This window comes from Allocatelliglobosispora scoriae (genome assembly GCF_014204945.1).
GTDB lineage: Bacteria > Actinomycetota > Actinomycetes > Mycobacteriales > Micromonosporaceae > Allocatelliglobosispora > Allocatelliglobosispora scoriae.
In genome coordinates this window covers 507,313-520,574 of record NZ_JACHMN010000002.1, presented here as the reverse complement: position 1 = coordinate 520,574, position 13,262 = coordinate 507,313, and the positions used below count along the sequence as shown (strand labels likewise).

The following is a 13,262-nucleotide window of genomic DNA, read 5'->3' as shown; positions in this document are numbered from 1 at the left end:
TCGCAGAGTCCTCCGGTAACCTGAGACCGTGCTTATCGGGCTTCTCGTCGCGGCACTCACCATCGCGGCCGTCTACGCCACGGTCCTCGCGATCCGGCCGCTCGTGGCGAGAGCCGGCGGGTCGCCCTGGCTCTCCTCGGCGGGGGAGCGGGGCCGGGCGGGACTCAACTGGCTGACGGTGCGCATCGCCGCCGAGATCCTCATCCTCATCGCCGGATCGATCGTGGTGGTGACGCTGGCGTCGATCTTCGGGGAGATCCTCGACGAGGTGGTCGACGACGACGACCTGACCGCGATCGACCGGCCGGCGGTGGCGTGGCTCGCCGCTCGGCGTACCCCCAGGTTGAATGTGGTTTTCGCGGCCGTGACCGACCTCGGCGGCGCGTTGATGCTGGTGGCGGCCGTGGCCGTGCTCGCGTTCGTCGTCGCGCGGCGCCTGCGCTCGCGGCGGCCGGTGCTGCTGGCGCTGGTCGGACTGGTCGGCATCCAGATCCTGGTCAACGTGATCAAGCTGGTGATCGGCCGGGACCGGCCCGAGCTGCCCGGGCGGCTCGTCACGGTGAGCGGCTACTCGTTCCCGTCGGGGCACGCGGCGAGCTCGCTCGTCGGTTTCGCGCTGCTCGCCTGGCTGACCTGCATGGTCACCCGCAACCGCACCGTCTGGGCGACCGCCTGGCTCTCCGCCACTGTCGGCACGACCGCGGTCGGGCTGTCGCGGGTCTACCTCGGCGTGCATTACCCCAGCGACGTGCTCGGCGGCTGGATGCTCGGGCTCACGTGGCTCGCCGTGCTCGCCGTCGCCACCCGGGTCCACGACGCCCGCGCGAGCACGGGCGGGCCGTCGCGATGACCGTGGAGGAGCCGCTCACCGGCGGCAACGCGAGCGCGGGGGTCGTGCGGGTCGGCGATACCGTCCGCCGCCCGGCCGGCCCGTGGACCTACGCGCTCCACGGCTTCCTGCCGCTCTCGGCCGATCCGGCCTGGCAGCGCGGCGACGACGACGCCCGGCTGCGGATCTTCGTCGACGCCTACGGGCTCGACGAGGCGCAGCGGCGGCTGCTGGTGCCGATGCTGGCCAGGCGTACGCGCTCCATGCACGACTTCCTCGCCGCCGGAGCGGCATCCGATGTGGAGCCGTGGGCGCGGCTGTGGCGGGAGGGCCACGGTGCGGTCTGGCTCGCCGACGCCGAATACATCGCGGCGCGGCCGCAACGCTGGCTCGCCGCGCTGCTGGACTGAGCTGCGGCGTGCCCGGTGTGAGGGCACCGGGCACGCCGGGTGTCAGACGACCTCGCGCAGTGCGCCGGTGCGCACGTCGTAGACGAAGCCGCGCACCGAGTCCTTCACCGGGATGAAGGGGTCGGCGAGGATCCGCCTGACCGACTGGCGCACGTCGGTGTCGAGGTCGGTGAAGGCCTCCGACGACCACGGCGGACGGATCCCGGTCTCCTTGGCGATCCCGTCCTTGAACTCGTCGTCGGTGAAGGTGAGCATTCCGCAATCGGTGTGGTGGATCAGCACGATCTCCCGTGTGCCGAGCAGGCGCTGGCTGATCGCCAGGCTGCGCAGCTCGTCGGCGGTGACCACGCCGCCGGCGTTGCGGATGACATGGGCGTCGCCCTCCTGCAGGCCGAGCAGGCCGTAGGGGTTGAGGCGGGCGTCCATGCAGGCGAGGACCGCGACGCCACGGGCGGGCGGCAACGGGAGCTCGCCCTTCGTGAAGTCACGCTGGTAGCGCTCCGCGTTGGTCAGTAATTCGTCGGTGACCGACATCCTGAACTCCGTTTCGATAGCGACCAGGGGTGGTGGGCAGAGTGTATATCCATAATTCCTATAGGCAAACTAGGAAATAGTTGTAATGCGGACGACACACTTTTCCGACACGATGAGGCATGAACCTGCGCCAGGTACGGGTCGGCTGCGAGTTCGCCTACGTTGCGGAGATCGACACCCCGACCGTCTTCCAGGTCGAGCCGCGCAACGCGGCCCCGATCAGCCTCGTCCATCAGGAGTGGTCCGCGCTGCCCGACATCCGGGTGCGCCGCTACACGGACCTCTACAACAATCCCTGCGTACGCCTGGTGCTGCCGGCCGGACGCTCGGTGCTGCGCTACGACGCCACGGTGCTTGTGCCGGACGCCACCGAGGAGGTCGACTTCTCGGCGCCGCAGCTCCCGCCCGACGACCTCCCCGACGACGTGCTCGTCTACACCCTGCCCAGCCGCTTCTGCCTGCCCGACATGCTCGGTGACGAGGCGTGGTCCCGGTTCGGCGGCATCGAACCCGGATATGCCCGGGTGCAGGCGATCTGCGACTACGTCAACGACCACCTGACCTTCAGTTATGGGAGCAGCGACGCGCTCACCACCGCCGTCGACGTGAATCGGTCCGGCTTCGGGGTGTGCCGCGACTTCACCCACCTGGCGATCTCGTTCTGCCGGGCGCTCAACGTGCCGGCCCGCTACGTCTTCGGCTACCTGCCCGACCTTGACGTCGAGCCGGACCCCGCGCCGATGGACTTCGCCGCCTGGATGGAGGTCTACCTCGGCGATCGGTGGTGGACCTTCGATCCGCGCAACAACATGGCGCGCAAGGGGCGGATCCTGATCGGACAGGGGCGGGACGCGTCCGATGTCGCGATGGTGACCACGTTCGGGGCGCCGTTCCTGGAGTCGATGTCGGTGCTCGCCGAGGAGGGTTAGGGCCGCTGGACGCGCTGGGTCGAGTGCGAATTCACGGCGCTGCGGGACCTCGCGCTCAACGCCTCGCCATCGCTGAAGTTCCTTACCGTCACAAGAGCTCCGCGTCAGCCAGCGGCGTGGCGTTGCAGGAGGGCGATGGCCTCGTCCTGCTTGCCTGCTTTCTCCAGGCGCAGGATCAGCGTCATCAGCATGTCGGTCCCGCCTGCCTCGACGTGGCGGCGGAGGTAGGCAAGGGCCTCCTCGTCCCTACCCGCGCTTTCCAGGCGGAGGACCAGTGTCATCAGCATGTCCGTGCCGCCGGCCTCGACATTGCGTTGGAGGTAGGCGATGGCTTCGCCCTTCTTGCCCGCTTGTTCCAGGCGCTGCACCAGTGTCATCAGCATGTCCGTGCTGCCGGCCTCGACGTGGCGTTGGAGGTAGGCGATGGCCTCGCTCTTCTTGCCCGCTTGTTCCAGGCGCTGCACCAGTGTCATCAGCATGTCCGTGCCGCCGGCGTCAACGTGGCGTTGGAGGTAGGCGATGGCCTCGCTCTTCCTGCCCGCTTTCTCCAGGCGGAGGACCAGCGTCATCAGCATGTCCGTACCGCCGGCCTCGACGTTGCGCTTGAGGAGGGCGATGGCCTCGTCGTCCTTACCCGCTTGTTCCAGGCGGAGGACCAGCGTCATCAACAGCGTCTCGTCACCCGCAGCCGCCTGGCGGGCGGGCTGCGCCCGATCACCTTCAGCAATCGGGGTGGAGGGCCTTTCGGCCGCGCTCGGCTGGATCGCCCCGGTGAGGAGCCGAACGTATCCGGCCGACGGCAGCCGCCCTCCGGAGACGTCCTCGTACTGGATGTTGCTGAGCCGGAAGAACTCCTCACCGGCCAGCAACAGCGGGAAGATCGGCTTGCGGAGCTTCTCCGCCCGGTTGATCTCACGACTCACCCACGGGGACGACTCGGCGGCGGGCGTCATGACGACCACGAACGCCGCGCAGGAATCCAAGCGCTCCCGAATCACCGACTCCCACACGTTTCCGGACCGGATCTCCGCGTCAAACCAGGCGGGCACACCCGCCGAGCGAAGGTGCGTCGCCAGCCGAGCCACGTAACCGGCATCGTCGGCATGGCCATAGCTGATGAACACATACCCGGTCACGCCTCGGAACGCTACCGAAACTCATCGATCGTCAGTCATCCCCTACCCAGCCCTCCGCGTCCACCCGGACGACTGCCCCGGTCTGCCGGTAATCGGTCGGACCTCGACGTATCGGTCTCGATTCCGGCTTCATTCAGCCCGTCCACCGACCCCGCCCGGATGCGGCGGCCAAGGGATCACCTCGACCACTCGTGCTTCCGGATCCGGGCGGATCACAGTTGGTCGAACCAGGCGCGAGCTCCGACGACACCGCCCGCGCCGAGCGCCACCATCAGGGCACACCGTGCTTTCGGGCCGGAGAGTCCCCGTGCCCCGATCGCACCGAGCTTGCCCGCGAGACCCGTCCCCAACGGCAGGTCGTCGAGCGAGCCCCCGCCGGTGCGGCTCCGCGACGCGATGACCACAGGGAAGTCCCACTCGATGAGGTCGCTGATCGCCGCGAAGAGCCCGACCGGGATGTTGCCGAGCCCGGTGCCCTCCAGCACCACGCCCCGGGCACCCGCGTCCAGGGCGGCCGTGAGCAGGACCGCCTCCATCCCCGGGTAGGTCTTGATCAGCGCGACATCGGCCTCCGGCTCGCCGGGGGGATCGGGCGGCCGGGGCGGTGGCGTGGTGAGTAGCTCGACCCCGGCGGCGGTGACGCGTCCCAGCACGGGATGCGGCGCGGAGCTGAAGCCCGCTGCGGCGGTGGCGTCGCGCAGCGTTGCCCAGCGGGCGGCATGCAGCTCGCCGTCGGTGCAGACCACCGCACCGGCGCCGCGCATCGCCGGATCGGCGGCTGCGGTGATCGCGGCGGCGAGGTTGGCGGGGCCGTCGCTCGCAGGGCCGTCGAGGCAGTGCACGGCACCGGTGAGGACGATCGCGCCCCGCCGCGCCGCCGGTCCGGCGAGCAGGTCCACCAGCCAGGCGGTCTCCTCGATCGTGTCGACGCCATGGGTGATGACGACGCCGTCGAAGCCGTCGTCGAGGATCGCGCCCCGGGCCCGGCGGGCCAGAGCCAGCATCGTCGTCGGCGAGGTGTCCCAGCTCGGCTCCGCCATGACGTCCACGGGAATCACCTGGATGCCCGGTGGCAAGGCACCGGCGCTTCCCGGCGTCGGCGCGGAGATCGCCGCGAGGAGCTGCTCGGCGGTCGCGACGAAGGGCGGCACGGTGTCTCGGGACTGGGCGATCGTGTCGCCGGTGGCGAGCAGCAGGATCCGGCTCATCCGAGGCGTTCCTCCAGCCGCTCGATCCGCTCGACCAGCGGCCGCAACTCCTGGTGCAGGGCCGCCATCAGCACGCCGGCGTCGGGTGCGGCAGGCGTGGCGTGCGTCGCGGTGTGCTTCGGCTGGAGGTGGACGGCACCGGCCAGCGCCGCGGCGACGGCCCGGCGGGTGGACCGCAGGTCGGCGCCGAGCGAGCGCAGCACCTGCCCGCCGGTGCCGTCTGGTTCGGCGATGAGCCCGAGCACCAGGTGCTCGCAGCCGACGTAGTTGTGGCCGAACCCGATCGCCTCGCCGGCGGCGAACTCCATCGCGGCCGCGGCGGGTGCGCTGAACCGCTGCGCCGTGCCCGCACCGGCCGGTGCCTCCGCGAACTGCCGCTGGGCGAGGGCGCCGTCGAGCTGCTCGGGGTCGATCTCCATCGCCTCCAGCACCCGCAGGCCGAGGCTGGTGCCCTCGGCGATCAGCGCCGAGAGCAGGTGGGCGGTGCCGACCGCGGGTGCGCCGTCGGCGCGGGCCTGATCGCCGGCGAGCTGGATGACGATGCGGGTGCGGGCGGTGAAGTTGGGCAGCGCCGCGGCGAGTTCTTCGGCGGAGAGGCCGGCGAGGGCGGTCTCCCGGATCGCGGTGATCCGGCGGACGGCCTGCTCCAGAGCGCGCTGGCAGACGGCGGAGACGGGCACGCCCGCGGCCTTGACGGCGTCGGCGAGCTCATCGGACAGGTAGACGTTGATCTTCGGCACCACGGCTCCTCCTAGTGGGGTCATATATGTGTAACCCCACTAGGGTTATAGCGTCAAGTGCCGCCTCAGAACCTGTTGCGGAGCCGCAGCTTGGTGGGCCTGCCGTCCGGATCGCAGACCGCCTGGTAGACCATCCGGGCCAGCGGCCGCCGCCAATGCGCCACCTCTGGCGGCTGGTAGGCACGCAGTCTGCCGACCGGCCGGGGACCCGAGCGGCCGCCGTCGTGCCAGGCGTCGAGGTCCCGCGCGCAGGCGGCGAACGCCGCGAACACCGCCGCCGGGTCCAGCAACTCCTCATCGTCGTCGGAGCGGCCGAGATGCTCGCGGTTGAGCGTCAGCCGCAGGTCCCGCGGCAGGCCGTCGCCGCCGGTCGGGTCGAAGACGGCGCAGGTCAGCTCGCTGTCATAGGTCCACGACCGGAGGTTGAAGTTGTCGGAGCCGACCGTCGCCCAGGTGTCGTCGATGATGCAGACCTTCGCGTGGACGTAGATCGGCGTGCAGTCCTCGTTCTCGATGCCATAGGACGCGACCCGGTCGCCGCCCGCCTTGCGCAGCATCGACAGGGCCTTGTGCCGCCCGTACGCCTGCGCGTCGGCGACCGCCCGGTTCGCCGAGTCGGGGAACATCGGCAGCACGGCGATCACGTGCAGCTCGGGATTGGCCTCCAACGCGGCCGCGAAGGGCCGGATCACCTCCTCCGACCACAGGTACTGATCCTCCACGTAGATCAGCTTCCGGGCCTGGGAGATCGCCTTGAGATAGCCCCGGGCGATGCTGCGCTCGCCCCTCGGCGCGAACGGGTAGGGCGAGGTCCGCAGTCGCGGATAGGTACGCAGCACCTGGACGTGCTGCGGCACCCCCGCCGTGCCGCCCGGCAGCGCCGTCCGGGCCGGTGGGTCGGGAAGCCGCCGGGGCAGTTCGTCCGGGTCGGCCTTGCGCCGCTCCAGCTTGTCCCGCAGCCGGTGGACCAGGCTGCTGGAGAGCTCCGCCGGGTCGTTCCAGCGCTCGCGGAACACCGTCTCGACGTCGCCGACCGCGGGTCCCCGGATCTCCAGCTGCACGTCGTGCCAGGGCGGACGCTCGCCGTAGGACTGCGCCATCGGGACCGACTGCGGGTCGCCGAGGTGCTCGGGTCCGTCGTTGCGGCTGTGGCAGACGTCGATCCCGCCGACGAAGGCCACGTCGGCCTCGGGGCGGCCCTGGTGGCGTACCAGGAAGAGCTTTTGGTGGTGGGAACCGCCGACCTTGACGCGCATGTCGAGCAGGCAGTCCCCGCCCGCGGCCTGGATCGCGTCGACGAGCTCGCGGTTGGGTCCGGCGCTGAACTGCAGGCTGTCGTGGTGGGACCGCCAGATCAGGCCTTTGATGACGACGCCGCGCTTCGCCGCGGCGGCGAGCACGGTCGCGATCTCGGTACCCGGCCCGTCGAGCTGCTCGTCGGGGTCGCCGCGCCAATCGGTGAACATGACGACGTCGCCCGCGTCGGTGCCCTCGATGGCCGTGAGCAGCTCGCGGAAGTAGGCGGAGCCGTGCACCAGCGCGCGGACCCGGTTGCCCTCCGTCCAGGCGAGGCCGTCGGGGTTGCGGCTGTCGATCGTGGTAGCGGCGTTGCCGCGTTCGGACTTCGTGAGGAACCAGGTGGTGACAGACACACCGTCATGTTCCCGCAACCCCCTCCCGATCAAACGGACCCCAGGTCAGGACAGGGTTCGGGCGAGTTCGGTCCGCGAGCGGACACCGAGTCGGCTGAAGATGTTGCGCAGGTGGTGGTCGACCGTGCGCGGGCTCAGGAAGAGCCGGTCGGCGACCTCGCGGTTCGTCGCCCCCGACGCGACGAGCCGGGCGATCGTGAGCTGCTGCGCGGTGAGTGCCTGCGCCGTCGCCGGCGGGGTGGTGATCGTGGGCGCCGTGGCGATCGCTTCGCCGGCCGCGCGCAGCTCGCTGCGCGCCTGCTCGGTCCACGCGGGCAGGCTGAGCTGGTCGAACGCCTCCAGCGCGCGGCGCAGGTGCTCCCGGGCGTCCCGGGGGCGCCGGCTGCGGCGCAGCTCCTGGCCGTAGTGCAGCTCCGTCCGCGCCCGCTCGAACTCGCCCTCCCCGGCGAGGTGCAGGGCCACGGCCTCGGCGAACCCGCGCCAGGCTTCCTCGCTGCCGCGAGGGGCCATCAGGGCATGGCAGCGGGCCGAGAGGGCGCGGCGGCCGGGCTCGCCGATCGTCAGCGCCCACTGGTCGAACGCGGCGAGTGCCGGTGCCGCCCGTTCCGGCTCCTCGGCCCGGCACGCCGCCTCGACCAGCCACGGCGTCGCCATGATCTGCACGATCACATGCCCGGCCCCGGTGGCGGGGTCGGCGATGGAGAGCAGCCGTTCGACGGCTTCCTGCGGGCGCCCGTCGAGGATGTCGAGCACCGCGAGCGCCCAGCGGCCCAGTGCCCGGGGCCGGCTCAGCGCGCCCGGCGGGACGGTGATCTCGGCGAGCCGCTGCGCCACGAGGGCACGCTCGCCGCGCAGCGCCGCGAGGACGGCGAGCATGCCGAGATGGTCACCGGCGTAGTTCTCCTGGCCACCGGCCCTCGCCGCCGCGACGCCGTCGAGACAGACGGCCTCGGCCACGGCGTACCGGCCGAACCAGAACTCGGCGTAGGCGAGCATGCTCAGCGCGAGCGGGAGTGCGGCGAGGTCGCCCCGGTCCCGGGCGATCCGCACGGCCTTCGCGGCGTGCCGGTGCGCGGCGGCGGTGTCGCCGGTGAACAGCGCCGATGCGGCGGCCGAGGCGAGCGGCCCGGAGTCGCCTATCTCGTCGGCGAGCTCGGCGACCCGCTGCAGGTGGTGCGAGGCGGCGACGTGCTCCCCGGTGAAGGTCGCGGCGAACCCGGCGATGTGCTCGTAGACGACCTGGAGACGGGGGTCGTCGCCGGGGCGGCGCCAGCCCGCCACCCGGTCGGCGAGCTCGACGTAACGGGCGTGGTCACCCGCGAAGCAGGCAGCCTCGCCCGCGCGCAGCAGTGCGGCGGCGGCAAGGTCGCGGCGGCTCCCGGCGAGCAGGTCGGCCGCTCGGATCAGGGCGTCGATCGCGGTGGCGGTGGCTCCGGCCCGCAGCTCGATCTCACCGGCGAGCAGCTCGGCCGGGCCGTCGGCGACCGGCCGGGCGCTGGTGAGCAGCTGCCGGGCCCGGTGGGGGTGGCCGCCGAGCCAGGCGTAGCGGGCGGCGGTGACGAGCCGGGCGGCCGCGTCGTCGGGGGTCGCCGAGAGCTCCGCGGCCCGCTCCAGCGCCGCCGATGCCTGGGTGTAGTCGCCGCCGCGCGCTGCTTGCTCCAGCTCGGTGGCGAGGACCGGGTCGGGTCCGCTGACGGCAGCCGCGCTGTGCACTGCCCGACGTAGCCGCTGGTCGTGGCCGTGCAGCACGCGGGCGAGCACCCGGTGCGCGGCGCGGCGCTGGGCGAGCGGCGCGTCCAGGTAGGAGAGGGTGCGTACGAGCGGGTGGCCGAACGCCACGGTCGCGCCGACCTCGACGAGGCCGCGCCGCTCGGCCGGTGCGAGCGCGGCGACGTCGATGCCGCAGGCCTCCGCCGCGCGCGTCAGCGTCCCTGCGTCGAGGCCCGGCTCCGCGGCCGCGAGCAGCAGCAGCCAGCGCGTCTCCGCGGGCAGGCGGGAAACCTCCAGCCGGTACGCCCGGCCGAGCTCCCCGTCCACCGGCAGCTCCTCGGGCAGCGGCGCCTGCCCGGTCCGCTGCTGCGGAGTCAGCAGCCCGGCGAGCTCGATCACCGCCTGCGGATTGCCCTGCGCGACGCGGGTGAGCGCCGCCGGAACCGTGCCGTCGACCGGCCCGTCGAGCACGTCGTTGAGCAGCAGTGCGACATCGCAGCTCGTCAGCGGGGCGAGACCGATCGTGGTGAGCCCGGCGGCCGGGGCGTCGTCGCGGCTGGCGAGCAGCATCGCCACCGGAAGGTGCCCGAGGCGGCGGGCGCTGAAGACGATCGCCTCCACCGACGGCGGATCCATGTCGTGCAGGTCGTCGGCGAGGCAGAGCAGCGGGCCCGCGCCGCCGAGCAGGTCGAGGACGGCCATGCAGAGGGCGAGCCGGTCGCTGTCGGGGCAGCCGCCGCCGGTGAGCGCCCGGCGCAGCACCCGGGCCTGGTGCGGTACGAGACCGTCGACCCGGTCGAGTAGCGGCTCGACCAGCCGCTGCAGCGCCGCGTAGGGCAGCCCCGCCTCGTCGCCGAGCCCGGCGGTGGCGAGCAGCGTGCCGGTGCCGCCCTGCCGTTGCATCGCGTGCGCCGTCGCCTGCTCGGCCACGGCGAGGAGGGTGGTCTTGCCGAGGCCTGCCTCGCCGGTGAGCAGCAGCGCGCCGCCACGGCCGTGCCGGGCGCGTTCGACCAGCGCGGAGATGGCGGCGAGCTCGCGGTCGCGGCCGCGCAGCGGAAGAATTTGCACTGCCAATGCATTAACCATGGCTTCAGTGTTACTCAGACGTAACAGCGAAGAAAGACTTTGTTCCTGCCGATGTGGGCGACATGGCGGTGCCCGGCCGGGCGGCCGGGCACCGACGGCTCAGGTCAGCTGATGTAGGGGCAGGTGCCCCGGGACTCCTCGATCGCGGAGCTCGACGGCAGCGGGCAGATGAACTGCTCGTAGCGGGTGTCGTTGTCCACGAAGCGCTTCAGCCACGAGATCGCGTACTTCGCGACCGTCGTGTTCGGCGTCTGCGGGAAGAAGTGCGAGGCGTTGTTGAGCTCGATGTACGCCTTCTCCGACGCGGACGGGATGCTGTTGTAGAAGGGCTCCGAGTGCGAGCTCACGGGTGCGACCGTGTCGGACTCGCCACCGAAGATCAGCGTGGGCACCTGGAGGCTGGTCCACGACTTGGTCAGGTTCCACGGCGCGAGCGGAACCGCCGCCTGCAGTGACGGGCGGTCCTTCGCCGCTTCCAGGGTGCCGCCGCCGCCCATCGAGTGGCCGGCGACCGCGAGCCGGGTGCCGTCCACCCGGGTCCGCACGGACGAGCTGTTGACCAGGTAGTCCAGCGCGGCGAGGAGCTGGTCTCCCCGGCTGGCCGGCTGGTCGTAGATCGAGTTGGTCTCGATGCCGATCACGACGAATCCCTGCGAGGCGAGGCGCGGACCGAGCCACGACAGGCTCGACCAGCGGGCCGTGTACCCGGGGGAGATCGCGACGGCGCCGAAGGTGCCCGCCGTGGTGGTGGTCGGGTAGTAGATGACACCGCCGCCGAAGCCGGGGACGGTCGACGAGACGTTCACCGAGGAGGTGGCGAACGGTCCCTGGCTCGCCTCGATGCTGGCGTTGGTGGGAGCGGGGCCGCGCTCGTAGGGATTGTCGGCAGCCTGCGCGGGGGAGGCGAGCAGGGTGGTGCCGACCAGGGCAAGTGCGAGGCCGCCGAGCACCCGGGCGCGGAGCGGGCGCCGGGTGGGGGAGTGCGATGGTTGCATGTCGATCCCTTCCTCTGGGGCGACACCGTCGGCCTCGGGCGGAGGTGACGGCATCGTCATATCGATACATGCCATCGTCTGTGCGGGGTGGACCTGCCCGCATCGGCAAAATCACCCGTCTGTCGGCATCGGGGTGATTCGCGGGTGATTGCGCTACGGAGTGTGCGGTGGACCTTTCCGCTGACCGGAACCTCTGCTGCGCGTCGGTGCAGTACGCTGCCGCGATGATCAAGGTTCTCCGTGTCTCGGCGGCTGTTGCGGGGGTCGTATCGGGTTCGGCTCCGGCTGGTTGTCCGCTCGCATCGGCGGCTCGATGTCGGACGCCCCCGCCGCTCTCCTCGTATCGGCCGTGGGGATGGCCGCAGCCGGATTGTGCGCCGGTGTGCTCCTCGGCCTCGTCAACGACAAGGTCGGGTTGTTGGTCGTCCTTCCGCTGATTCTCGGGTCCTCCTGGTTCGCCTCCTGGCTGGCATCGCCGTTTCACAGTGTCGCCGGTGACCTGATCGTGGCGTTCGTCGAGGGAATCCCGGCCTGCTCCGGCGCGGTCATGGGATATGCCGCTGTTGGTCACCCGTCGCGGAGGCTGCGAGGCAACAGCGGTCCCTGAACGACTCGGGCACACGCGGACCGGATGTCCCGCTCCTCAGGGCGGAGAGGAGGTCATTCGTAGGACTGGCCGCAGCGGGCGATATGGGTCAGGTGCCCCCAGTCGACGGTGCTGAAGGCCTTGTCGGGGTGGTAGTCGAGGAATCCCGCCAGCCCGCACTCCACATAGGACTCGACGTCGAGGTTGAACCAGCGCACTCCGGTGCCCCGGCGCAGGCCCGACGGTGCGTCGACGCCGAAGTGCCCGTACCGGCCGAGGTCTCCGGTCATCGAGAGCTCGCGCAGGTCGGCGATCTGGGCGAGGATGAGCTGCGTCCACTCCGCATGGCTCGCCGCCGCGCCCGGCGACGCCGTCCGCACCTCGGGGATCTGGCGCGGTGTCGCCGTCATCGCCGCCGTCAGCATCGCCGTCATCGTGTCGAGGTCCAGCTCGGGCAGGTCGGCGAGCGGCCGGCTCACCAGCCACCAGCTCCCGAGGAACTCCGTCAGCGTCCTGCCTGCGGCGCTTGCGGCCTGCCCGGCGAGGGCGACCCGCTTGTAGGCGTCGCGCAGCGTCTTGCAGGCCGGGCGGTTGGGCCCGTCCACCCAGTACATCTGCTTGTGGACCGGGCCGGACTCCATCACGATCACCCGGGTGATCGCGTCGATCCGGTCGCTGTGCGTGCTCATCCTGTAGCGAACGCCGTTGTCGTCCTGCCGCCACACTTCCCACGACGTCATCACTGCACGCTACCCGGGCGCCTCGACAGACATCCACCAAGGTCCACCCATCGAGGCGTCCCGGCACCCCACCTCGACCGGAACGGCCGATCCCCCCTGAACTTTCATGCTGGACACGCCGTCGGATCAGCAACAGAAGTCAGGATCAACTACCGGTGGACGCCGGTGCGCCGTAGGTCAGGTCCATCGTGTCGGTGCGGCCGGACCAGCGCAGCTCCAGGTGCCAGCACCCGGCCTGCGGCATGTCGGTGATCGAGGGCCCGGGACCGCCCGCCACCTCGCGGACGACCGTGGTGGCGGTCCCGTCCAGCGTGGCGGTGATGACCAGCGTGTCGGGCGCGGAGGTGTCGGACGTCGGAGCCGGGCCGCCCACCCAGAGGATCTTGTTGGCGGTGCCGTCGGTCCGCCCCGCCTGCAGCGGATAGCCGAAGAGCACCCCGACGATCGAGCCCTTCGCGCCGAACACGTGCGGAACCTTGGCGTCCCCGCTGAATCCGGCGTCGGCCCAGTCCGGCAGCGAACCGGTCTCGACCTTCGACCCGCACCCGGTGGCGACCGGACTCCCGGCCGGAGTGGTCGCAGCCCCAGGCGTCGGCGCGGGCGAACCCGCAGCCGTGCACCCCGCCACCAGCAGCACCGAACCCAGCACCAACCTGCCCCAAGAACCCATCGCGCGCCTCCCGCACAGCTCGTCCATCACCATCAAG

At 71.5% G+C, this 13,262-nt stretch carries 13 protein-coding genes; 4 read left to right on the top strand and 9 right to left on the bottom strand.

What is annotated here, in order from left to right; all coding sequences use genetic code 11:
- Positions 1-28 precede the first annotated feature (28 nt).
- Together F4553_RS42310 and F4553_RS42910 are read left to right on the top strand one after the other, a co-directional pair.
- The gene (locus F4553_RS42310) at positions 29-850 is read left to right on the top strand and encodes a phosphatase PAP2 family protein (protein ID WP_184834142.1); all 822 of its coding nucleotides are present in this window, start codon (positions 29-31) and stop codon (positions 848-850) included.
- Positions 847-1,239, top strand: coding sequence for a hypothetical protein (locus F4553_RS42910; protein WP_184834140.1), 393 nt, complete (start codon positions 847-849; stop codon positions 1,237-1,239). The genes F4553_RS42310 and F4553_RS42910 overlap by 4 nt, the downstream gene beginning before the upstream one ends.
- 42 nt (positions 1,240-1,281) lie before the next feature.
- Here the strand turns inward: F4553_RS42910 and F4553_RS08265 are convergent, their stop codons facing one another.
- The gene (locus F4553_RS08265) at positions 1,282-1,773 is read right to left on the bottom strand and encodes a beta-class carbonic anhydrase (protein ID WP_184834138.1); all 492 of its coding nucleotides are present in this window, start codon (positions 1,771-1,773) and stop codon (positions 1,282-1,284) included.
- A gap of 119 nt (positions 1,774-1,892) precedes the next feature.
- Here F4553_RS08265 and F4553_RS08260 point away from each other — a divergent pair, with 119 nt between their 5' ends.
- Positions 1,893-2,702: a transglutaminase-like domain-containing protein gene (locus F4553_RS08260; protein WP_184834136.1), complete on the top strand. Its 810-nt coding sequence runs from the start codon at positions 1,893-1,895 to the stop codon at positions 2,700-2,702.
- Between the two features lie 104 nt (positions 2,703-2,806).
- Here F4553_RS08260 and F4553_RS08255 read toward each other — a convergent pair whose 3' ends face one another.
- The 6 genes from F4553_RS08255 to F4553_RS08230 all read right to left on the bottom strand — a co-directional run bounded on the left by F4553_RS08255 (position 2,807) and on the right by F4553_RS08230 (position 11,229).
- Positions 2,807-3,838 (bottom strand): toll/interleukin-1 receptor domain-containing protein, encoded by a 1,032-nt coding sequence (locus F4553_RS08255; RefSeq protein ID WP_184834134.1) that lies wholly within the window; start codon positions 3,836-3,838, stop codon positions 2,807-2,809.
- 212 nt (positions 3,839-4,050) lie between these two features.
- Positions 4,051-5,046, bottom strand: coding sequence for an asparaginase domain-containing protein (locus F4553_RS08250; RefSeq protein ID WP_184834132.1), 996 nt, complete (start codon positions 5,044-5,046; stop codon positions 4,051-4,053).
- Positions 5,043-5,789, bottom strand: coding sequence for a type II toxin-antitoxin system CcdA family antitoxin (locus F4553_RS08245; RefSeq protein WP_312875137.1), 747 nt, complete (start codon positions 5,787-5,789; stop codon positions 5,043-5,045). Before F4553_RS08245 ends, F4553_RS08250 begins: the two co-directional genes overlap by 4 nt.
- A 62-nt stretch (positions 5,790-5,851) precedes the next feature.
- Positions 5,852-7,438, bottom strand: a complete 1,587-nt coding sequence (locus F4553_RS08240) for a phospholipase D family protein (RefSeq protein ID WP_184834130.1) — start codon at positions 7,436-7,438, stop codon at positions 5,852-5,854.
- Between the two features lie 45 nt (positions 7,439-7,483).
- Complete coding sequence (locus F4553_RS08235; protein ID WP_312875136.1) at positions 7,484-10,216, bottom strand: LuxR C-terminal-related transcriptional regulator; 2,733 nt, start codon at positions 10,214-10,216, stop codon at positions 7,484-7,486.
- A gap of 122 nt (positions 10,217-10,338) precedes the next feature.
- Positions 10,339-11,229 (bottom strand): alpha/beta hydrolase family protein, encoded by an 891-nt coding sequence (locus F4553_RS08230; RefSeq protein ID WP_184834126.1) that lies wholly within the window; start codon positions 11,227-11,229, stop codon positions 10,339-10,341.
- A gap of 313 nt (positions 11,230-11,542) precedes the next feature.
- Here F4553_RS08230 and F4553_RS08225 point away from each other — a divergent pair, with 313 nt between their 5' ends.
- Entirely contained in the window at positions 11,543-11,836 is a 294-nt protein-coding gene (locus F4553_RS08225) for a hypothetical protein (protein WP_184834124.1), read from the top strand.
- Positions 11,837-11,889: 53 nt separating this feature from the next.
- Here the strand turns inward: F4553_RS08225 and F4553_RS08220 are convergent, their stop codons facing one another.
- Positions 11,890-12,555 carry a hypothetical protein gene (locus tag F4553_RS08220; protein WP_184834122.1) on the bottom strand — a complete coding sequence of 222 codons (666 nt, stop codon included), beginning with the start codon at positions 12,553-12,555 and terminating at the stop codon, positions 11,890-11,892.
- 145 nt (positions 12,556-12,700) lie between these two features.
- On the bottom strand, positions 12,701-13,225 hold the full coding sequence (locus F4553_RS08215; RefSeq protein ID WP_184834120.1) for a hypothetical protein: 525 nt from the start codon (positions 13,223-13,225) through the stop codon (positions 12,701-12,703).
- Between the last annotated feature and the right edge of the window lie 37 nt (positions 13,226-13,262).

Excerpts from the sequence above, each read along its gene's own strand:
- F4553_RS42910 (WP_184834140.1), top strand. The coding sequence starts at position 847 with ATGACCGTGGAGGAGCCGCTCACCGGCGGCAACGCGAGCGCGGGGGTC.
- F4553_RS08265 (WP_184834138.1), bottom strand. The coding sequence starts at position 1,773 with ATGTCGGTCACCGACGAATTACTGACCAACGCGGAGCGCTACCAGCGT.
- F4553_RS08260 (WP_184834136.1), top strand. The coding sequence starts at position 1,893 with ATGAACCTGCGCCAGGTACGGGTCGGCTGCGAGTTCGCCTACGTTGCG.
- F4553_RS08250 (WP_184834132.1), bottom strand. The coding sequence starts at position 5,046 with ATGAGCCGGATCCTGCTGCTCGCCACCGGCGACACGATCGCCCAGTCC.
- F4553_RS08230 (WP_184834126.1), bottom strand. The coding sequence starts at position 11,229 with ATGCAACCATCGCACTCCCCCACCCGGCGCCCGCTCCGCGCCCGGGTG.
- F4553_RS08225 (WP_184834124.1), top strand. The coding sequence starts at position 11,543 with ATGTCGGACGCCCCCGCCGCTCTCCTCGTATCGGCCGTGGGGATGGCC.
- F4553_RS08220 (WP_184834122.1), bottom strand. The coding sequence starts at position 12,555 with ATGACGTCGTGGGAAGTGTGGCGGCAGGACGACAACGGCGTTCGCTAC.
- F4553_RS08215 (WP_184834120.1), bottom strand. The coding sequence starts at position 13,225 with ATGGGTTCTTGGGGCAGGTTGGTGCTGGGTTCGGTGCTGCTGGTGGCG.